The 22,508-nt window shown below is 45.0% G+C and carries 17 protein-coding genes; 10 read left to right on the plus strand and 7 right to left on the minus strand.

Annotated elements, in window-relative coordinates; translation table 11 throughout:
* The first annotated feature begins 1 nt into the window (after position 1).
* Positions 2–892 carry a ribonuclease III gene (gene rnc / locus K6V21_RS04140; protein ID WP_224320928.1) on the plus strand — a complete coding sequence of 297 codons (891 nt, stop codon included), beginning with the start codon at positions 2–4 and terminating at the stop codon, positions 890–892.
* A gap of 18 nt (positions 893–910) precedes the next feature.
* Here the strand turns inward: rnc and K6V21_RS04145 are convergent, their stop codons facing one another.
* Positions 911–1,921 carry an ATP-dependent 6-phosphofructokinase gene (locus tag K6V21_RS04145; RefSeq protein ID WP_007216812.1) on the minus strand — a complete coding sequence of 337 codons (1,011 nt, stop codon included), beginning with the start codon at positions 1,919–1,921 and terminating at the stop codon, positions 911–913.
* A 121-nt stretch (positions 1,922–2,042) separates the two neighbouring features.
* Here K6V21_RS04145 and K6V21_RS04150 point away from each other — a divergent pair, with 121 nt between their 5' ends.
* Positions 2,043–3,554 (plus strand): GH3 auxin-responsive promoter family protein, encoded by a 1,512-nt coding sequence (locus K6V21_RS04150; protein ID WP_007216811.1) that lies wholly within the window; start codon positions 2,043–2,045, stop codon positions 3,552–3,554.
* Between the two features lie 139 nt (positions 3,555–3,693).
* On the opposite strand, the gene K6V21_RS04155 is transcribed toward K6V21_RS04150, so the two are convergent.
* Positions 3,694–4,575 carry a DUF3078 domain-containing protein gene (locus tag K6V21_RS04155; protein WP_007210986.1) on the minus strand — a complete coding sequence of 294 codons (882 nt, stop codon included), beginning with the start codon at positions 4,573–4,575 and terminating at the stop codon, positions 3,694–3,696.
* 107 nt (positions 4,576–4,682) lie between these two features.
* Positions 4,683–5,732, minus strand: coding sequence for a tRNA 2-thiouridine(34) synthase MnmA (gene mnmA / locus K6V21_RS04160; RefSeq protein WP_224320929.1), 1,050 nt, complete (start codon positions 5,730–5,732; stop codon positions 4,683–4,685).
* Positions 5,733–5,829: 97 nt separating this feature from the next.
* Between mnmA and K6V21_RS04165 the strand changes: the two genes are divergently transcribed.
* The 3 genes from K6V21_RS04165 (at position 5,830) to cysS (ending at position 8,813) form a co-directional block, all read left to right on the plus strand.
* Complete coding sequence (locus K6V21_RS04165) at positions 5,830–6,372, plus strand: DUF5034 domain-containing protein (protein ID WP_217716112.1); 543 nt, start codon at positions 5,830–5,832, stop codon at positions 6,370–6,372.
* A 29-nt stretch (positions 6,373–6,401) separates the two neighbouring features.
* Positions 6,402–7,214 (plus strand): hypothetical protein, encoded by an 813-nt coding sequence (locus tag K6V21_RS04170; RefSeq protein ID WP_224320930.1) that lies wholly within the window; start codon positions 6,402–6,404, stop codon positions 7,212–7,214.
* A gap of 123 nt (positions 7,215–7,337) precedes the next feature.
* Entirely contained in the window at positions 7,338–8,813 is a 1,476-nt protein-coding gene (cysS, locus tag K6V21_RS04175) for a cysteine--tRNA ligase (RefSeq protein ID WP_217716110.1), read from the plus strand.
* Between the two features lie 80 nt (positions 8,814–8,893).
* Here cysS and K6V21_RS04180 read toward each other — a convergent pair whose 3' ends face one another.
* Positions 8,894–10,438: a sulfatase gene (locus tag K6V21_RS04180; protein WP_224320931.1), complete on the minus strand. Its 1,545-nt coding sequence runs from the start codon at positions 10,436–10,438 to the stop codon at positions 8,894–8,896.
* An 84-nt stretch (positions 10,439–10,522) separates the two neighbouring features.
* Positions 10,523–11,737, minus strand: a complete 1,215-nt coding sequence (locus tag K6V21_RS04185) for a glycoside hydrolase family 88 protein (RefSeq protein WP_217716106.1) — start codon at positions 11,735–11,737, stop codon at positions 10,523–10,525.
* A gap of 155 nt (positions 11,738–11,892) precedes the next feature.
* Here K6V21_RS04185 and K6V21_RS04190 point away from each other — a divergent pair, with 155 nt between their 5' ends.
* On the plus strand, positions 11,893–12,297 hold the full coding sequence (locus K6V21_RS04190; protein ID WP_217716105.1) for a PaaI family thioesterase: 405 nt from the start codon (positions 11,893–11,895) through the stop codon (positions 12,295–12,297).
* A 10-nt stretch (positions 12,298–12,307) separates the two neighbouring features.
* Here the strand turns inward: K6V21_RS04190 and K6V21_RS04195 are convergent, their stop codons facing one another.
* Positions 12,308–13,189 (minus strand): DUF3108 domain-containing protein, encoded by an 882-nt coding sequence (locus tag K6V21_RS04195; RefSeq protein WP_217716104.1) that lies wholly within the window; start codon positions 13,187–13,189, stop codon positions 12,308–12,310.
* Positions 13,134–15,056: an Ig-like domain-containing protein gene (locus K6V21_RS04200; protein WP_224320932.1), complete on the minus strand. Its 1,923-nt coding sequence runs from the start codon at positions 15,054–15,056 to the stop codon at positions 13,134–13,136. Before K6V21_RS04200 ends, K6V21_RS04195 begins: the two co-directional genes overlap by 56 nt.
* A 598-nt stretch (positions 15,057–15,654) precedes the next feature.
* On the opposite strand from K6V21_RS04200, the gene K6V21_RS04205 reads away from it, so the two are divergent.
* From K6V21_RS04205 to lpxA, 4 genes are all read left to right on the plus strand, one after another.
* Complete coding sequence (locus tag K6V21_RS04205; protein ID WP_007216786.1) at positions 15,655–16,827, plus strand: efflux RND transporter periplasmic adaptor subunit; 1,173 nt, start codon at positions 15,655–15,657, stop codon at positions 16,825–16,827.
* Between the two features lie 30 nt (positions 16,828–16,857).
* Positions 16,858–20,070, plus strand: coding sequence for an efflux RND transporter permease subunit (locus tag K6V21_RS04210; RefSeq protein ID WP_007216785.1), 3,213 nt, complete (start codon positions 16,858–16,860; stop codon positions 20,068–20,070).
* Positions 20,071–20,180: 110 nt separating this feature from the next.
* Positions 20,181–21,572, plus strand: a complete 1,392-nt coding sequence (locus K6V21_RS04215) for a TolC family protein (protein WP_224320933.1) — start codon at positions 20,181–20,183, stop codon at positions 21,570–21,572.
* Positions 21,573–21,659: 87 nt separating this feature from the next.
* Positions 21,660–22,427 carry an acyl-ACP--UDP-N-acetylglucosamine O-acyltransferase gene (lpxA, locus tag K6V21_RS04220; RefSeq protein WP_007216783.1) on the plus strand — a complete coding sequence of 256 codons (768 nt, stop codon included), beginning with the start codon at positions 21,660–21,662 and terminating at the stop codon, positions 22,425–22,427.
* Positions 22,428–22,508 lie beyond the last annotated feature (81 nt).

Here is a 22,508-nt window from a genome sequence, read left to right on the forward strand (position 1 = left end):
CGTGTTACGTAATCAAATAGACAAAATAAGGCTCTTATTCCGTAAGGACAAAGAGTCTTATTTTTGTTTTTATAAGATCCTGGGATTCTATCCCCACAACATCCAGCTCTACCAGCAGGCTTTGTTGCACAAATCCACCTCCATCCGCTCAGAAAAGGGACGCCCTTTGAATAATGAACGACTGGAATTCCTGGGTGACGCCATTCTTGACGCCATCGTGGGAGATATTGTCTATAAGCATTTCGAAGGCCGTCGCGAAGGATTTCTCACAAATACACGTTCCAAAATCGTGCAACGGGAAACTCTGAACAAGTTGGCAGTAGAAATAGGACTGGACAAGCTGGTAAAATATTCCACCCGTTCTTCCTCGCACAATAGTTATATGTACGGAAATGCTTTCGAAGCATTTATCGGTGCCATCTATCTGGATCAAGGCTACGAGCGCTGCAAGCGGTTCATGGAAGAAAAGATATTCAAGAATCACATTGACCTCGACAAGATGTCGCGTAAAGAGGTCAACTTCAAATCGAAGCTGATTGAATGGAGCCAGAAAAGCAAAGTTGAGGTCTCATTTGAGCTTATCGAGCAATTCCTTGATGAAGATTATAACCCCATGTTTCATACCGAAATCCGCATAGAAGGTATTTCGGCTGGAAAAGGAACCGGATACTCTAAAAAGGAGTCTCAGCAAAATGCCGCACAGGCTGCCTTGAAGAAAATAAAGAATGATGCTGCATTCAAAGAACAAATAGAAGCCACAAAAGCGCAGAATCATTTGTCTGAGAATACAGAAGAAACTGATGAACTCACAGAGGAGACTCTGATTGAAGAAAATCCTGAAACGATTCTGCCTGTAGAAAATCCTGAAATGGACGAATGTAAGGGCGAATAATCTTCGCCCACATCATCATCAGCCGAAACAAATTCCCATCCGGCGTCCCTGAACAACCAGATCATTATCCTCCGTCACCAGTTTCAACTTCCCTGCAATTTCCTCCAGTGGCGCAGAAGAAATCTCATCCCCTTTCAACGTAATCATCCGGCCAAACTGTTCTGTTGCAATCAGTTCCGTAGCATGCCCACCCATGCGGGTAGACAGATTCCGGTCGAAAGGTGTGGGCGAACCTCCCCGCTGGATATAGCCAAGCACAGTTTCGCGGGTTTCAATACCCGTTTCGTATTCTATCTCCTGAGCAATGTACTCAGCGGCACGTTTCCGGCCATCCGTCTGTATGCCTTCGGCCACCACCACGATGGAATAAGGTTTCCCTTTCTTCAGTCGGTTCAGAATAGTCTCACCTATATTATGGATATTATAAGGAATCTCGGGTATCAGGATAACATCACCGCCACCTGCCATACCGGAATATAATGCAATCCAGCCTGCCTTATGCCCCATTACCTCGATCACCATCACCCGCTTGTGCGAACTGGCAGTAGAGTGCAGGCGGTCAATGGCATCCGTAGCAATACTTACAGCCGAATCAAATCCGAAAGAGAAATCCGTTCCCCAGATATCATTGTCGATAGTCTTAGGCACAGATACGATGTTCAGTCCCATGGCAGCCAGTTTGGCAGCAGTCTTCTGCGTACCGTTACCACCGATACAAACCACACAATCCAGCCCTAATTCCTTGATATTCTGTTCTATCAATGCCGGTTTATTGACATCGGATATCACACCGTTCTTCTTGAAAGGTTTCTCGCGGGAAGTGCCGAGCATTGTACCGCCCTGGTTCAACAAACCGGACAAAGATTTATCAGTAAACGACTCCACATCCTTGGTAAGCAACCCCTGAAAGCCACTATGAATGCCCACAACTTCCATCCCGTAATGATTGATTGCAGTTTTGCACACTCCACGAATGGTGGCATTGATGCCGGGACAATCGCCCCCCGAAGTCAAAATACCGATTCTCATGACACTTTTGTTTGAATTATTGTTCTTTAGGTCCGTAAAGATAGAAAAAAAAGAGAAAAAAGATAGAGAAGCCGATAAATAAGATTATTTTTGCGCAACAAAATAGTTTTAACTAAGAGAGATGAATATCACAACATTGCTGGATAAGGTGTATTTTGCCCCTCGCCTGAAAAAAATCGACTTCTATGCTAACCGCGCAGGAGAACTTCAACACCGAGTTCTCGACCGCTTAGTGCGCATGGCAGAAAATACAGAATGGGGAAAGAAATATGATTATAAAAGCATTCATACTTATGAAGACTTTAGAAACAGACTACCCATACAGACTTACGAAGAGGTAAAGCCGTATGTGGAACGACTGCGTGCAGGAGAACAAAACCTGCTCTGGCCTTCGGAGATACGCTGGTTTGCCAAGTCCTCGGGCACAACGAACGATAAAAGTAAGTTCCTGCCCGTCAGCAAAGAAGCATTGAATGACACACATTATCAAGGCGGTAAAGATGCGGTTGCCCTCTATCTGGGTCAGAATCCTGACAGCCGCTTTTTCTCCGGACAAGGTTTGATTTTAGGCGGAAGCCACAGCCCCAACCTCAACTCCAGGCACGGACTTGTAGGTGATCTTTCTGCTATCCTGATACAAAATATACATCCGTTAGTGAACTGCGTCCGTGTTCCGAGCAAGAAAATTGCTCTTATGAGCGACTTTGAAAAGAAGATAGAAGCAATCGCCAACAGTGCCGTATCAAAAGATGTAACGAGCCTTTCGGGCGTTCCTTCATGGATGTTAGTACTCATTAAGCGTATTCTTGAAAAGACCGGTAAACAATCGCTGGAAGAAATATGGCCCAATCTGGAAGTCTTCTTCCATGGTGGTGTTGCTTTCACCCCTTATCGTGAACAATATAAAGAAGTGATCCGATCACCCAAAATGCATTATGTAGAAACGTACAATGCTTCCGAAGGGTATTTCGGTACGCAAAACGATCCGAATGATCCGTCCATGCTGTTGATGATCGACTACGGTATATTCTATGAGTTCATCCCATTGGAAGATGTAGGTAAAGAGAATCCCCGCATCTACTGCCTGGAAGAAGTGGAAGTGGACAAGAATTATGCATTGGTTATCTCTACCTCTGCGGGTTTGTGGCGCTATATGATTGGAGACACCGTGAAGTTCACGCAAAAAGATCCATATAAATTCGTCATCACCGGACGTACCAAGCATTTCATCAATGCTTTCGGTGAAGAATTGATTGTGGATAATGCGGAAAAAGGTTTGGCAAGGGCTTGCGAGGCTACCGGAGCATTGATTTCCGATTATTCGGCTGCTCCTGTATTTATGGATGCCAATGCTAAATGCCGTCACCAATGGTTGATTGAGTTTGTACAGGCACCGGACAGTATAGAGAATTTTGCCAAAATACTGGATGATACACTGAAAGAGGTGAATTCCGATTATGAAGCAAAACGACAGAAGAACATTGCTCTGCAACCTCTGGAGGTGATTGTTGCCCGCAAAGATTTATTCCATGACTGGCTGGCACAAAAAGGAAAGTTGGGTGGACAACACAAAGTTCCGCGTCTCAGCAATACAAGGGAATATATCGAGGAAATGCTGGAACTGAACAACTGATTCCTGCAATATCATAGGACAATACGATAATAAATAAGAAAGGCCGCATCAGACAAAACCGATGCGGCCTTTTTCATTTTTGTTCCATGCCTTGATACTGTGAGTTTCACACCGAGAAACTAACAGTCATCCCAGGCTATCAGAAATTATAAGCCAATCCGATACCCAGTATCTCCTTGAACTGTACCTTCGGCCCTCTTTCAACGCCCTCATCATTAAAGGTTTTCACATCATTATCATACTTCAGTGTCATATTCAGGGTTGCTGATAGTACTTTATTAATCTTCATACTGATGAGCACATCCCAGTTGACATCCACATTACCAAAGTCTTTATTATAAGGAGTGAAGAAATCGGCTGTAGTAATCAGATTCACATTTTCCATGACAGGCAGCTCTGCACGGGCTTTCAGGAAAGCTCCGGCTTCGATCTTAAAGTGATCCCCCGGATCAACACCAAAAGAACCTAAATCAGAAAGATAATCATCGCTCACAAAGGTCATCTTTGTGGAGACAGGTGAAAGGAATATAGAATAATTACTCTTCGGACGATATTCCATACCCAATGCCACATTAGAATAGGCAGGAGCGAAGAAGTTAGATATATAGTGACTCTTGTCCGGATAATTATATCCTTTGGCAAATTGAGTATTCAAGTCAGCCATAAGCGTATAATACCAAACTTTAGTGGCTGCATAGCCCAACTGGGTAGATAATCCTATCTTATCGGAACTCTTTCTCATCCCTTGCGATTTGGTTTTCGAAAGACCATAATCCAGCACCAGGTTCGTCACCCATAGCCAGTTTCCGCTCTTATGTGTCAGTGAACCATTCAGGTAAGCATTTCCGGCAATAGAATTCTCACCACCGGCCGACCAGTTTGTCATTGCAGTTTGCGACATATTTATACCTGTCACACCTTTCAGTACCCAAGCTCCTTCTTTATATCCCTTATCGTCCGTTTGGGCAGAGACGATTGTTGCCAAAGTGGCAAATAGTATCATTAAATATATACGTTTCATACTGTTATTCGTTTTAATTGTTCCGCAAAACAAAGACGTCTTTGTATTTCAAACAGAGTAAACTATTTTTTTGTTCAGAAACAAATAAAAGAATGATTGTACGAAAATTACAGGATGATACCTCCTCCCAGCAGCAGACCTGCCTCATCATAAAATGCCGCAGCCTGTCCGGAAGCAATGGATTCCAGTGGTTCGCGCAATAGCACATGCAAGAGATTCTCATCCGTTATACTGACAGTGCAGTGATTAGCTTGCTTCCGATAGCGAATCCTGACAATGACATCCCCGGAATTCAGTAAACGGGAAGTATCCACAATATTCCAGTCTTTCAACAGCATTTCCTCTTTGTAAAGAGAAGCCAGAGGCGCAAGTATCACTTCGTTCCTCTCTTTATGTATCTCTTTTACGAAAACAGGACGGTTCAGATGAATACCCAATCCTCTGCGCTGACCAATCGTATAGAAGGGATATCCTTCGTGCCAACCTAAAAAAGCCCCGCTTTCATCGAGAAATTGCCCTTTTCCCGGCAAAGCATTCTGCGGAACTTCACGCTGCAAGAAAGAGCGGTAATCCATCGGGCAGAAGCATACACCAAGACTATCCTTTTTGGTTGCTGTCCGTTCAAAGCCGCGCTTAGCAGCATAGGCACGCACTTCATTTTTAGTCCAGTCACCCATTGGAAGGAGCATACGTTCTAAAATGTTCTGTTGCAGTCCCCAGAGGAAAAAAGTCTGATCCTTATCACGGTCGGCAGCCGGGGCTATAAAGTAATAGCCATCCCGGAAAACTTTACGTACGTAGTGTCCGGTAGAAATCCAATAAACGCCCATTTCATCGGCAATCTTTGCCAGCAACGGCCATTTCAGCTCATTGTTACAGAGAGTACAGGGAACAGGGGTACGGGCGGAAAGATATTCATCTACGAAATAGCGGATAATGCGCTCACGGAATAATTCGCGGGTATCATAGATGATGTGCGGGATATTCAGGCGGGAAGCGAGATTACGGGCATCATCCAGAGATTCTTCAAAGCCTTCCGAATCATAGAAACGAAACGTCACACCGGTTACTTCATAACCGGCCTCTTGCAACAGCATGGCGGCAACAGAACTATCTGTACCTCCACTCATACCTAACAATACACGCTTCTTTTCCATATAAATACGTTGACAAAAGTAGATAATCCGCTAAAGAAAAACAATTAAACCATTATTTTTATATATTTGCCATTACTAATACTAATGCACAAAAAAAATGAAAACTAAAAACATATTCTATGCAGGTCTGTGCGCACTCTTCATGTTAACCTCGGCTATGTGTTGCGATGATGATGACAGTGAAGGTATCATCGAACTAACAGGCATTAAGTTGAATCAATACAACAACACAGGAGCATATCCTGTGATTATTGAAAATGGGCAATGTCCCAAAGAAGCGTATCTGATACGAATATCCCCGATTTCAGAGTATTACTACAGCACAAATATCCTAAAATCCCCTATTATAGCTTTCCGTATCATCACACTGACCGATTTCAATGAAGATTATCCTGCGGGAAGCGATATCTACAAATTATTCAAAGAGTATCCTCCGATGCTGTTAAGTGAAAATTTTAGGGAACATTACCTCAGTAGTGATTGTCTGGACAAAGGACAGCCTATCACCACTATAACGTGGGGTGATTTCTACAAGGTCTTGTTAACCTATCCCCAGCCGGGAAATTATCAATTCCGCATTGAACTGGAAACAGAAGACGGCAATATCCTTTCAGAAGAAACAGAAGTCATCCTTTACTGAGTCAGTCCCACTTTAAAACAAATACTTCCATGAAAGCTATCTACTACACTTTAATATGTTTCAGCCTGCTTATTACACACAGCATACAAATCCATGCACAAAAGGAATCAGCGCGGCGAAACGAGCACTTCATCGACCTTGCATTCGGAGCAGAGTTCAATACATCTTCTTATAAAAGTCCGATTGGAGAGATTGTTTTTCAAGGCAAGCAGCGAGCATATGTAAGTATAACCATGAAATATCAATATTTCTTTCATAAGCATTGGGGAGCTTTCTTAAGTTTAAACTCCAACGGTTCGTCACCATATTCAGAAGAAAGGTTAATGGACAAGATGGAAAAACAACCAGCATCCCACTACTACACCTATACCGGTTCTATGGATAAAGATGATATAATGCAGGGCACTTATACCTTAGGAGCCATGTACCGTCAAGATATACATTCGTGGAGCTTCAGACCCTATCTTGCGTTTGGCTGCGCACAATATATGCATGCAAACACAATAGACTATCTCCGCAAAGAAGAGGAGAATAATCAGGTGGAACAAGTGAAAGTCACCGTCGGCAACAGCAAGAATCTTCAATATGGGTTCTGCCTCTCTCCGGGAATTTACATCTCCAAAGCAGTAGCCAGCATTGTATACCTGACAGCAGACTTTTCCTATACGGTGCATACAAGAAAATTTGCAGCGCACTACCAACGAAGCAATATATATACTCACGAAATTCTGGAACAATACAACGTAAAAGAAACACCGGGAAACTACCTAAATCTAAGAATAGGACTAAGTATCCGGTTTGCAAAAAACAAAGCGAAGTCTCACAAGCCCACTTCCAAATGAAGATTTACAGGATTCGGTAGTCGGTCTACCTCCAACTATCAGCAAGAAAAAGAATGAAAGAACTTATTATCTTATGAAATTGTTGTAACTTTGTGCTCTTTAAAAAACTAAAACTCAAACGTTATGGAACATCAACTGACAATTTACAACACCTTAGATAGGAAAAAGGAGCTATTCGTGCCACTGCACGCTCCACATGTAGGTATGTATGTCTGCGGTCCTACCGTTTACGGTGACGCGCACTTGGGACATGCACGTCCTGCCATTACTTTCGACTTGCTTTTCCGCTACCTCACCCACTTGGGATATAAGGTACGTTATGTCCGCAACATCACCGATGTAGGCCATCTGGAACATGACGCTGACGACGGAGAAGATAAAATAGCCAAGAAAGCACGACTGGAACAATTGGAGCCGATGGAAGTAGCGCAATACTACATCAACCGTTACCACAAGGCAATGGAAGCGCTGAACGTACTTTCACCCAGTATCGAACCGCATGCTTCGGGACACATCATCGAGCAGATAGAGTTGGTGAAAGAGATCCTGAAGAATGGCTATGCTTATGTCAGTGAAGGCTCTGTCTACTTTGACGTAGAGAAATACAATAAGGATTACCATTACGGAAAACTCTCCGGCCGCAATCTGGATGACGTACTGAACACCACCCGCGAACTGGACGGACAAACTGAAAAGCATAACCCCGCCGACTTCGCCTTATGGAAATGTGCCCAACCGGAGCATATCATGCGTTGGCCCTCTCCATGGAGCGATGGTTTCCCGGGATGGCATGCCGAATGTACGGCCATGGGTAAGAAATACCTCGGCGAACATTTCGATATTCACGGTGGTGGTATGGACCTGATCTTCCCCCACCACGAATGTGAGATCGCTCAATCGGTTGCATCGCAAGGCAATGACATGGTACATTACTGGATGCACAACAATATGATTACCATCAACGGACAGAAGATGGGTAAGTCTTACGGAAACTTCATCAATCTGGACGAGTTCTTCAACGGCACACATAAGTTGCTGACACAAGCATACAGCCCGATGACCATCCGCTTCTTCATCCTGCAAGCTCACTATCGCAGTACGGTAGACTTCAGTAACGAAGCCTTGCAAGCAGCTGAGAAGGGATTAACCCGAATGATGGATGCCGTGAACGGACTGGAAAAGATCACTCCGTCCGCCACTTCCAGCGTAGATGTGAAAGCAGTGCGTGAGAAGTGCTATGAAGCCATGAATGATGACTTGAATACTCCGATAGTCATTGCTCATCTTTTCGACGGAGCCAGAATGATTAACAACATCATTGCAGGCAACGACACCATCACTGCCGATGAGCTGAAAGAGCTGAAAGAAACTTTCCATCTCTTCTGCTTCGATATTTTGGGACTGAAAGAAGAAAACGATTCCAATGAAGAGCGTGAAGTTGCTTTCGGTAAAGTAGTAGATATGTTACTGGAAGAGCGCATGAAGGCCAAAGCCAATAAAGACTGGGCTACCAGTGATAAGATCCGCAATGAACTTACAGCACTCGGTTTTGAGATAAAAGACGGTAAAGACGGCTGCGAGTGGAAGCTAAATAAATAAGCTCCACTACCCTATAAAAAAGCTGCCTCCCTCTGATTCAAGCGAATCGAGGGAGGCAGTTTCATTTAGAAAAGAGAGTTTTAGTAAGGTATCATGTCGGAAAGAATACGTTCCTTATACCAAGGATCATCTATCGCCTTCAACTCCTTGCCCATCTCACGGCAAAGTTCTGCAACGATTTCTTTATTTTCTTCCAACGGAAGATTATTCATCTGATAAGGGTCCTTTTCATCATCAAACAACAGGCTTTTCTTCAGCTTATGGTCTTTCTTATCAATATAGAAAGCCAAAGTATAACGTGCCGTCTTATACCCTCTTGAAGAAGGGAAGTAAGTCTGTACTTTACCGTCCGCATCTTTTTCTCCGTCCAGGTTCTGGATATACAAAGCACCACCGGGACGTTCAATTTCCGCCTTTTCATCGAAGAAAAGAGGTGCCCAGTTGCGTCCTTGCACATTAGACGGAATGGAATCACTCAAACCACACAGTCCCAGGACAGTCGGCATAATATCCGGCGCAGACATCAGAAGATTGTCTACACGCGGTTGGATATGGCCGGGATAACGTACCAGGAACGGTATATTCATAGATTCGGAATAAGGAGAATTCTTCGGATCATCCGTGAACTGACTACACATTGTTTCACCATGGTCGGAAGCAAAGATCACAATCGTATTCTTATCCAAACCCTGCTCTTTCAGTGTTTCAAGGATCTGTCCGAAGGCACGGTCTACACCGGTAACAGAGGCAAAGTAGTAGCGAACGCTCTCTGCTTTTTCACGCTTCTTATCTGCATTGGGACGGATAAGAAGGCTGTCCAGAGGTTGATCTTTATACAGGTTGAAATCTTCTTCCATACAATCATTCAATGAACGGTACGGGCTGTGGGGCGGATTCATACCCACCATTATAAAGAAAGGTTTCTTCGGATCACGCACATTCCCTTCGTTCTTCAGATAGGAAACCACCATCTTGGACTCATGCAACGGTGACCATTCTTTCGGATCGTGACGATTTCCATCCGTATCCCAGTAACGGGGATTCTTATGTTCATCAAAAGTACCGTAGGAGTACCAGTAATTAAAGCCGTGACGGCGTTCTTTCGGTGTATAGGCATCCCAGGCAGGTATGCGATCTTCTACATAGTGACCGGGACGTTGCGGATCGTTCGGTGTAGGAAAGTCAGCGTGTAACTTGCCAAAGTAAGCGCAGTCATATCCGGATTTATTGAATACATCACCTATACAATCCACGTCGGCACGCAGGGAACTGATAGGCCGGTCTGAATTACAATTCAAAGGTATCCCGCTTTTATTGGGATACATCCCCGTCAGCAGCATACCTCGATGAGGGCTACTCAACGGACAGTTACTCTGGGCAGAACTTAACACCAGCGCTTCACGGGCAAAACCATTCAAGTTAGGGGTATGCACCGGATCATTGCGGAAGTTCACCTTATCGCGAAACCCATCCTGTCCCCAGAACTCCATAGCCTGATTACGGTACTGGTCGGGGAAGACATAAATAACATTCGGAAGTTGTGCCTGCTCTCCCTGCTGAGTTTTGCAGCCTTGCAGGGCAAACAGGCCCAAGCCTCCCAAAAACAAACTAAACCGATTTATCATATCTTTTAATTTCTTCGAACACTAAGACGCTTTCCTCTGATTTCTCAGAATCACCACACCCTTGCGTTCACTATTATTCGTTTATTAGAAGAGCTTCTTGTTCGATTCCAGGTCTCTTTTGCGCATAATTCCTTCCAGGAAGTAATAGTCCGCATAATTCAACGGAACATCAATCTCAGCACCATGAGGAATACTGCCTACAGAGTGCATCAGGATGAAATTACCGTTTGTGCCCACTTCTGCACGATAAGCCGGAGAGCCGAGATTTTCCATAATCTTATCTGCTGTTTCCTTATAGTTTTTGCCGGGAATGTATGTGCTCAACTCGTACAAGGCAGATGCCGTACATGCAGCTGCCGAAGCGTCACGGGGTTCGTTCGGAATATTGGGAGCATCAAAGTCCCAATACGGTACAAGGTCTTCCGGCAGGTTCGGATTATTGAAGATAAAGTTATAAATCTTTTCAGCCATATCAAGATACTTCTGATCGTGGGTATAACGGTAACACATGGTGTATCCGTAAATGGCCCATGCCTGTCCGCGTGCCCAGGCGGATTCGTCAGCATACCCCTGTGCAGTTTGTTTCTTACGTACCTCACCGGTTACGGGATCATAATCCACTACGTGATAACAGCTGTTATTGGCACGGAAATGATTTTTCATGGTGGCATCGGCATGTTTCACGGCAATATTATAATAAGTAGAATCGCCTGAAAGCTTGGAAGCTTCGAACAACAGTTCCAGATTCATCATATTATCTATGATAACCGGACATTTCCAACCACGTTCTGCCTGCCAGCCTTTATCGGCATCCCAGGACTGAAGTACGCCTGCCGCCGGACGGAAACGGGTAGAAAGAGACTTAGCCGTCTGAATAATCACAGGCTTGTATTCTTCTTTACCGGCAAAACGATATCCGTTCAGGTAACTGCTGCCAATCATAAAGCCCACATCATGATGCCAGGTCAGGTATTGCACGGAATCCAGCGCTTCTGTATACTTCTCAGCTAGCGGCAACCATTTCTTATCACCGGTCAACTCATACGTATACCAGATATTACCGGGGAAGAAACCGGAACACCAGTCATCAATGGGTACATAAACAATGCTACCATCTTTGTTGATAGTTCTTGGATTCAGAATTTTCCCTGACTTTTCGATAATGTCGGTCTGAATGGTCTCCTGCGCCACCGCATTATCAATATTCTCTTGGATAAAGTTGCTCTCGGTCTGCTTCTGACTTGTGCAACCCGCCAAAACAAGGAGGGATATTCCCAATGTCGTGAGGATTGTTTTCATAATAATGATTTGTTTATTAAAGTTTCGTATTCTTTCGTCAGCAAAAGTAGCGCAGGTTTACAGAAAAGACCCTCCTAAATTATACAGGAAAAGGGCAAAATTGTTACATTTGCACATAAATCATACAGATTGAACTTTTTAATCATATTGAAAACATGACTCCACAAGAATTTTTCAAGAAAGATCTCTTTGCAGAACAAACCGGCGTAGAACTACTGGAAGTACGCGAAGGATATAGTAAAGCACGCCTCGTTATCACAGAGAATCACCTCAACGCAGGACGCCGCACCCAAGGCGGAGCCATCTTCACTCTTGCAGACCTGGCACTGGCCGCCGCTGCCAATTCACATGGTGCACTGGCTTTCTCCCTGTCTTCCAATATCACCTTTTTGCGCGCCAGCGGACCGGGTGACACGCTGTATGCCGAAGCACGCGAACGGTACATCGGACGTACTACCGGATATTATCAGATAGATATTACGAACCAGGACGGAAAACTGATTGCTACATTCGAGTCCAGCGTATTCAGAAAAGGGGATCCGCTGCCGTTCAAGGTATAGAGCTACAAGCTCATTTCTTCTTTACCACCGACGTCATCGGATAACGATTTCCTTGTACGCTCCTCAGGAAAGCCTTTGCCGACCCGAAGTTAAGATACATATCCAAGCGAATCGGGAGATGATTCTTATCATCTGAGATAAAGAAAGTAATCACTTCTTTTTCCTTTCCTTTCTTATATTCTACAAAAGAGAATACGAGGCAACGATAAATCGTATCATTATTGGCTTTTACATCTTCTTTGCCCCGGTAAATCAGCGTCTGTTCTTCTACCTTACGTCCGGTGGCCATAGGAAAAAGAATCCGGTCGCCTATTTTATAATCTGCCGGATCGTAAGAACGCGCCTGCGCCAGGATACTTAACATATCGAAGATGCAACGGCTGTCACTGTATTCCATCTCTTGCGGATCGCGGACCGGGTTGTGCCAGATACGCCTCTGCTTCACGTTGGATACGCCATCCTTATATGAAAACCAAGCTTCATCCACCGTATAGCGGTCACCCTCTTCGGCCGCTTTACGGAAGTAGAGCGGCTCCAGCTTTTCACTGACATAGCAAGTCAGCGTATCACGCATCTTAAAGAAGAAATCGGTCTTTTTACTTCCTACCGAAAGCAGGTTGAAGCGGTAGGCAGGTTGTGACTGATAAGTAGTGGAGAAGGTGGTCAGACTTGCCAGCCCCACCTTCTTCCAGATAAACTTCCAGTTAAAATATAAATCGTACATCACGTGCTCGCCGGACTGAAATGCGGTGTTTTGAGCCGTACATTGTGCCTTGGCAGGCGTGGACATCATCGTAAGCAACAGTGCTCCCAACAGGCAGAACACCCATCCGCGCTTACCGGTTATTGCCGGAGCTGCGGTTATTCTGGTTTCTCTTTTTCTTGTCTTCATCTGGTTTTTGTTTTTTGAGTTCATCCGGTTTCTGTTTATCCAGCGGCTTTTCATGTATATTCCAATCCTGGGTCAAGTCGAAATTAGCTTTCAGTTCTATCACCTGAGGATAGTAATACACTTTCTCCGGTTGCCGTTTGTCTTCGTATTTTCCGGTGTCCCACACACCGTTTCCATTCGTATCATTTATAAGGCGCGCACTATATTTGCCGGGATTCAGGAAGTAGAAATCTGCCTTACCATCGACAACCGGCACTGTACGCACCACTTTATCCTGTGCGTCCAGCAATTCTACAAAAGCAATTGAATCTGCTCCCGTCACATTATAGAATATTTGCCCGTACTCTTCAGGTTTCTTCACCTTAAATTCTTTCTTTATCTTATCGGTGAAAAGGCCATATATTCCATGGAAAGCCGTCGAGTCGACTTCAAAAGCATAGCTTTCACCAGGCACCCAATCTGCATAAACATTATAGCGCATCAGGTTCAGAGAGTCCGGAACAAAGTCGTAAGGGATATCATTCCACAAACTGTCTACTTTCTGTTTCAGATGAATGGCACCATCAGCAGCAGTTGCCAACGGTTCAGTAAATGTAAGAGAGATATAGTCGTAGATATCCATCGTACCCGGTGCATATACATCCACAGGCAGGAATACCGTCGGTTCTACATACTCCTTACCCTCTTTCTCCGCTTTCTTTTTGGCTTTTTCCAGTTCCTTTTCTTTCTTCTCACGTTCCTTCTCAAGTTCTTTCTCGGACTTAGGCCGAATCTTCGATACAAGTCTCAGAGTATCCGTACGCGGCACCAACTGGTTGAGCGTATCCGTATAGAGGTAAGTGAGACTCATCTTCAAAGTATCCATCTTATAGATCAGAGAGTCTCTTATCCAATAATGAAGCGTATCAATGCGTCCGGTTGGCTTCTCCACGATGAAAGCGTTGGTTTCATCGAAATTCAGTCCCTTCAACAACGGCAGGCTGTCAGCCTGGGTAGAGAAATAGAAAGAGAATTTCCGGGATTCGGGACGTTCGCTCCTGATGAGACGTTGCGACAAAACCCGTTCTTTGAAACAGCGCAATATGACGTCATCCGGAGAGTAATGAGTATAAGTTCTCTCCATGATCGTATCTATCGTCAGAGAATCTTTCCAGAGTGTATCAAGACGTATCCGTTCATCCATGGCAGGAATAATCAGGGAGTCTTCGAAAGCAATCATTTCAGTGGGCTGACTATAATAGAAGTTTTGGTCAGCATCTTGCAATCCGTAGATGCGGTATTCGCCCGGAGCAACACCCCGAATCGTGAAACGCCCACGACTGTCGGTACGACCTACACGTTCAAAAGGTATCGTAGTAAAGGCCGAGTCAGCTAAATTGGAATGCATACCTACCAACATACCTTTCACCGGTTCCAGATTGGCTGCATTCAGCACGGTACCGGAAACCACCATCGAGTCGATAACGGAACCCGTGGAGAAAGTAAACCCGAAATCGGGCAACGGATTACCTTCATTATTGTCCTGAATAGCATCCGAGAAGTCTATCGAATAAGTAGTATTCGGTTTAAGAGTATCCTTTAAGGTGATTACCACCTTCTTCCCGTTCGCCTTTATCTCCGGCTGTTGCACCTGGGGTGGAGAAATCACAATCTTCTCCCCGGGTTTCTCAAGCTTGATGAATTCATCGAATTCAATCGTAACTTTCTTCCGGTTATTATTAAGCGCGCCCGGCGCAGGCGTACTACCTACGAAGCGTGGAGGGGTTTCATCAATAGCACCACCTTCCGGACGACCGATGCTGGCGCAGGAATAAAGCACGGCACCAACGACGGCAACACCTGCCAGACGATTGAAAAGAGACTTCATATCTAAATATTTATTACGTAATATGCTGCAAAAATAAAGGTTATCCCTTAATAAACAGAATGCTTTACAGTATTTTAATCAAAAAAGAGCAAGAAGACAGTAAAAACAGATAAAACAAAGGAAAGGTTCAATCGGGAGGATGAAAGAGAAGATACTTCAGCAAGGCCCTGCGAAAGCGGGCAACTATCTGTGTGGCAATACACTTGGTGTTTCACACCAATCAGTCGTAGTGAAACACGAGTTCAGTCGTAATGGGAAGTACCTTCAGTCGTAATGGGAAATGGCTTCACTCGTAATGGGAATACAGCACCGGTTATGGATAAAAACAGGTGTTAATCTGTGTTGAATTAACACATAAACATATCGAAAGAAATTAAATCCGCCAACGGTATATATAAGATATGTATGAAACATAGTTAAAAATAGACGCAAATAGAACTAATCTGTTCAAAAATAGATAATTTTGCAGCCGGAAAACCCGAAGAGTGCTTTAAGTTTTCCCCTTTGTCCTCCGTATTATCCAAACTATGACAAGACAGAAGAAACCTGTATTTACCAAATGAAAAAATAAACCAAAAGACAGAGAATAATTACAAGTATGAAGAGTAGATTGATTTTATTGGCATGTTGCCTGTCACTGTTCAGTTGCGGACAGAGTGACAAAACTACGGGTAAAGCGCCCGAATTTGCAGTGATTACAGTAGAAACGACCACTGCCAACTTAACGAACAGTTATCCGGCTACGATCAGAGGTAAACAAGATGTAGAAATCCGCCCCATGGTAAGCGGTTTCATCACCAAACTGCATGTAGACGAAGGTTCAGTAGTACGCAAGGGACAAGTGTTGTTCAGCATTGACCCCGTACAGTATCAAGCTGCCGTGAACTCAGCCAAAGCTGCTGTTGAAACAGCTAAAGCTGCCGTAAACACGCAAGAACTTACCGTAAACAACAAGCGTGAGTTGAACAAAAAGAATATCATCAGCAACTACGATTTGCAGATGGCAGAGAATCAACTGGCACAAACAAAAGCACAATTAGCACAAGCTGAAGCACAATTAGTAAACGCCAAGAACAATCTGTCGTATACCAGTGTAACCAGCCCCAGCGACGGTGTAGTAGGTAGCATCCCCTACCGTGTAGGTAGCTTGGTGAGCCCTTCCGTTGCCACTCCGCTGACTACCGTTGCCGATATTTCTGAAATGTATGCTTACTTCTCCATGACTGAAAGACAATTACTTTCACAAATACGCGAGGGTGGCAGCACCAAGGAAATCCTGGAGAAGATGCCTGATGTACAGTTGCAACTCATCGACGGAACCATGTATGCCGACAGCGGACGTGTGGAAACGATCAGTGGTGTTATTGAACAGAAGACAGGCTCCGTAACCATGCGTGCCCTCTTCCCCAACCAGCGTAACGTTCTGCGCAGCGGAAGTACCGGTAATGTGGTATTCCCCAACCCGATGACGAATGTTATTATGATACCTCAATCAGCCACTACAGAAATACAGGACAAGAAGTTCGTATTCGTAGTGCAGCCTGACAACACCCTGAAGAATACGGAAATCCAGGTGTTCAAGCTGAATGATGGTAAGTATTACTACGTAACCGAAGGTCTGAAAGCCGGTGATAAAGTAGTAATGGAAGGTGTGCAGAACCTGAGAGACGGAGCATCTATCACTCCTATCACTCCTGCCGAAAAAGAGGCTGAATATCAGAAAGCACTGAAAGACCAAAAAGAAGGTAATATCCAAACTGCGTTCAATTAACGAATCACCCCCTCCTAATCACTAAATAACATGAAATTAGATAGATTTATTAATCGTCCGGTACTATCTACGGTAATCTCCGTGCTGATAGTGATCCTGGGTCTTATTGGTCTGGCAACCTTGCCTATCACCCAATACCCGGACATTGCACCGCCAACCGTATCGGTGCGCGCCACCTACACGGGTGCCAACGCCCAAACGGTGTTGAACTCCGTTATTGCACCGCTGGAAGACCAGATCAACGGTGTAGAGAACATGATGTACATGACTTCCAATGCCACCAACAGTGGTTCCGCCGATATTTCCGTTTACTTCAAACAGGGAACCAACCCGGATATGGCTGCCGTAAACGTACAGAACCGTGTATCTATGGCACAAGGTCTGCTGCCTGCCGAAGTAACCAAGGTAGGTGTGACGACACAAAAGAGACAGACTTCCATGTTGATGGTATTCTCTATTTATGATGAGACGGACCAATATAACATCGAATTCCTCGAAAACTATGCCAACATCAACCTTATTCCTGAAGTAAAACGTGTGGCCGGTGTAGGTGATGCGATGGTGTTGGGTACTGACTACTCCATGCGTATCTGGCTGAAGCCTGACGTGATGGCTCAGTATAAATTGATACCTAATGATGTAGCGGCAGCTTTGGCAGAACAGAATATCGAGGCTGCCCCCGGACAGTTTGGTGAACGCGGTAACCAGACATTCCAATATACAATACGTTACAAAGGACGTCTGCAACAGTCGGAAGAATTTGAGAACATCGTTATCAAAGCAATGGAAAACGGAGAAGTACTCCGTCTGAAAGATATCGCTGATATCGAACTGGGACGTCTGACCTATAGTTTCAATAACACCGTAAACGGTCATAAGGCCGTCAGCTGTATTGTATTCCAGATGGCCGGAAGTAACGCTACACAAACCATCAGTGATCTGGAGACATTGTTGAATGACTATTCCGATAAACTGCCCGCAGGCTTGCATATCAATATTGCACAGAGTGCCAACGACTTCTTGTTCGCCTCTATTCATGAGGTAATCAAGACATTGATCGAGGCCTTTATCCTGGTGTTCATCGTAGTATATGTCTTCCTGCAGGATTTCCGTTCTACATTGATTCCTGCCATCGCTATTCCGGTAGCATTGATCGCAACGTTCTTCGTACTGAAACTAATCGGCTTCAGTATCAACTTGCTGACCCTTTCAGCCATGGTGCTCGCCATTGCGATAGTGGTCGACGATGCCATAGTCGTCGTCGAGGGTGTCCATGCGAAGTTGGACCAGGGGTATAAGTCTGCCCGTGCCGCTTCCATCGACGCCATGAGTGAATTGGGTGGTGCCATCGTTTCTATTACGCTGGTCATGATGTCTGTATTTATCCCTGTAAGTTTCATGGGTGGTACGGCAGGTATATTTTACCGGCAGTTCGGTCTGACGATGGCTATCGCTATCGGTTTCTCCGCATTGAACGCTTTGACGTTGAGTCCGGCATTGTGTGCCATCTTCCTGAAACCGCATGATGAGCATGGTGAAAAGAAATCGACATTTATCAGCCGTTTCCATACAGGCTTCAATGTAGCTTATGACAAGATGCTGAAGAAATACAAAAATAATGTATTGTTCTTCATCCAAAAGAAATGGTTGAGTTTCGGTCTTGTAGCCGGTTCCATCGTATTACTGATTTTCTTCATGAAGATTACTCCGACGGGTATGGTGCCTAACGAAGATACGGGTACCATCATGGGTGTAGTAACTCTGCCTCCGGGTACTTCACAGGAACGCGCACAAGAGGTGCTGCACCGTGTAGACAGCCTTGTGGCCGCCGAACCGGCTGTTGCATCCCGTACAGTGATTTCCGGTTATAGCTTCATCGGCGGACAGGGACCTTCTTACGGTTCTATCATCATCAAGCTGAAAAACTGGGACGAACGTTCCACAATGCAGAATTCAAACATCGTCTACATCACGCTCTTTATGCGTGCACAGAAGATTATCAAAGAAGCGCAGGTACTGTTCTTCGCTCCTCCTATGATTTCTGGTTACTCTGCATCCAGCGACATCGAGTTGAATATGCAGGATAAGACCGGTGGTGACCTGAACCACTTCTTCGATGTAGTGAAATCTTATAATGCCGCATTGGAAGCACGCCCGGAAATCAACTCGGCAAAGACGACCTTCAATCCGAGCTTCCCGCAATATATGCTGGATATCGACGCTGCTGCCTGTAAGAAAGCGGGTATCAGCCCAAGCGACATCCTCAGCACTATGCAGGGATACTTCGGCGGTCTGTATGCTTCTAACTTCAACAGTTTCGGTAAGATGTACCGTGTAATGGTTCAGGCAGAGCCGGAAGCAACCAAGAATCTGGAATCATTGTCCAGCATCAAGGTGCGCAACGGCGATGAAATGGCCCCGATAACTCAGTTCGTTTCCATCAAGAAGGTATACGGACCCGATATTATCAGCCGCTTCAACTTGTATACTTCTATGAAAGTGATGGTTGCCCCAGCTTCCGGATATACTTCCGGTCAGGCACTGGCGGCTATCGCCGAGGTTGCCAAAGAGAACCTACCTGCCGGTTTCGCTTACGAATTGGGAGGTATGGCACGTGAAGAAGCCGAAACCAGTGGTAGCACCACAGGATTGATCTTCGTTCTCTGCTTCGTATTCGTTTACCTGTTGCTGAGTGCACAGTATGAAAGTTACATCTTGCCGCTTGCCGTACTGTTGTCTATTCCGTTTGGTCTGTTGGGTAGCTTCCTGTTCGTCAACGGTATGAGCGCCATCGGTAATATCTCCATTCTGAAAATGATAATGGGGTCCATGTCCAACGACATTTATATGCAGATTGCATTGATCATGTTGATGGGTCTGTTGGCGAAGAACGCCATCTTGATTATTGAGTTTGCCCTCGACCGTCGTAAGATGGGTATGAGTATTACGTGGGCAGCCGTACTGGGTGCCGCAGCCCGTCTGCGTCCTATCTTGATGACATCACTGGCCATGATCGTCGGTTTGATTCCGTTGATGATGGCATCCGGTGCAGGTGCCAATGGTAACCGTACACTGGGTACCTCTGCCATCGGCGGTATGTTAATCGGTATGATTCTTCAGATCTTTATCGTACCGGCCCTGTTCGTTGCATTCCAATATCTGCAAGAGAAGATTAAACCGATGGAATGGGCTGATGTGGATAACTCTGATGCAGAACCTGAAATTGAGCAATACACTAAATAAGTATAAATAAGTATTAGGTATTAAGTATCAAGTATATTGCCATGCGGCACAGAATACACCAGTCAATACTCAATACCTAACACTTAATACTTAATATTATTTTTATCATTATGAAGAAACAAATTATAACTCTGATGTGTGCAACTGCTCTTTTAAGCAGTTGCCATATCTACAAATCATACGACAGACCCGAAGATATTACGGCTGCCGGACTGTATCGCGACACGACAGCTGTGAACGATACACTGGCAGCGGATACTGCAAACTTCGGCAACCTGCCTTGGAGGGAAGTATTTACCGACCCTCAGTTACAAGCGCTCATCGAACAAGCACTTGCCAATAATCCTGATTTGCGCAGCGCCGCTCTGAACGTGAAGAAGGCAGAGGCTGCTCTTATGTCTGCACGCCTGGCTTATGCTCCCACGCTTGCATTGTCTCCGCAAGGAACCGTAAGCAGCTGGGATAAGGGAAAAGCTACGCAAACTTATTCGCTTCCTGTTACAGCAAGCTGGCAAATTGATCTGTTCGGTCAGATACTGAACCCGAAACGTGCTGCACAGGTGTCTCTGAAACAGACACAGTTCTATGAACAAGCGGTGCAAACTCAGGTAATCGCCAATGTGGCCAATATGTACTACACATTGTTGATGCTCGACCGCCAGTTGCAGATAACAGAATCCACAGCCGATATCCTGAAAAAGAATGTGGAAACCGTAGAGGCTATGAAGGATGCAGGCATATACAATACGACTTCTGCCGGAGTAGAACAAACCCGTGCAGCTTACGCACAGGTGCTGGCATCTCTGCCGGGCATGCGCCAAAGCATTCGTGAAACAGAAAATGCTCTTTGCCTGATGTTGAATCAACCGGCACAGGAAATAGAACGGGGTGTATTGGAAAACCAGCAATTACCGACAGAATTTTCAGCCGGTATTCCTTTGCAACTGTTGTCTAACCGCCCCGATGTAAAGGCTGCCGAGATGTCTCTTGCTGCAAGTTATTACGATACTAACAGCGCACGTGCAGCTTTCTATCCGCAGATTACATTGAGCGGTTCGGCAGGATGGACTAACAGTGCAGGTTCTGCAATTATGAATCCGGGCAAGTTACTGGCTTCCGCCATAGGATCGTTGACACAACCGCTATTCTATCGCGGTGCTAATATCGCCCGTCTGAAACAGGCCAAAGCACAGGAAGAGCAATCCAAAATCCAGTTCCAGACCACTTTGCTGAAAGCTGGAAACGAAGTGAGCAACGCCTTATATCAATATCAGATGACTTCCGAAAAGGCTGTTTCTCGTGAGATCCAGGTAAATTCTGCCCGTAAAGCTGCGGAAGATACAAAAGAATTGTTTAACTTAGGCACGTCAACGTATCTGGAAGTTCTGTCTGCTGAGCAATCTTACCTCAGTGCACAAACCTCCGAGGTATCCGACACTTTCGACCGTATGCAAGCTGTTATCAGCCTGTACCAGGCGCTCGGAGGAGGCAGAAATAAATAATGAACAATGAAAGAATGAAAAAATGAAAGTCAGCCGCAGGTATTGCCTTTTCATTCTTTCATTTTTTCATTCCTTAATTTAAATATTATGATAAGTCCATTAGCATTTGTAGATCCTGCCGCAAAGCTCGGCAAGAATGTAACGGTTCAGCCTTTTGCATATATCGAAGGCGATGTAGAGATTGGAGATGACTGTATTATCATGTCCGGTGCGCGTATCCTCGACGGTACACGCTTAGGGCAAAAGAACAAAGTGCATCATGGCGCCGTACTCGGTACCACCCCACAAGATTTCCATTATACGGGTGAGAAGAGTTTGCTGATCATCGGCGATGAGAATGACATTCGCGAAAACGTAGTTGTAAGCCGTGCTACACATGAAGGAGATGCCACACGTATCGGCAGCGAGAACTTCCTGATGGATGGTGTACACCTTTGCCATGATGTGCAGATAGGTAACCACTGCGTACTGGGACTTAAGACTATCATAGCCGGTGACTGTCGTATCAGTGACTTTACCATTCTGAGCAGTAACGTCATTTTGCAACAACAATGCCACATCGGAAGCTGGGTATTGATCCAGTCAGGATGCCGCATTGCGAAAGACGTTCCTCCTTATGTTATTATGAATGGTAATCCGGCAGGTTATCATGGCATTAATGCTGTCGTGCTACAGCACAAGCACCAGGTAACAGACCGTATTCTGCGTCATATTGTAAATGCTTACCGACTGATTTACCAAGGTAACTTCAGCATACAGGATGCTTTGCAAAAAATTGAGGACCAGGTGCCGATGAGTGATGAGATACATAATATCCTTAACTTCGTACGGGAGTCTAAAGGGATTGTGAAATAAAACAAAAGTTACCTCGAAAAGTAACTGAAAGGGAAAAGACATAACCCAACTTGCTTAATCACCCGCACTACGTCTAAGGTT

The organism is Bacteroides cellulosilyticus (assembly GCF_020091405.1).
Classification (GTDB): domain Bacteria; phylum Bacteroidota; class Bacteroidia; order Bacteroidales; family Bacteroidaceae; genus Bacteroides.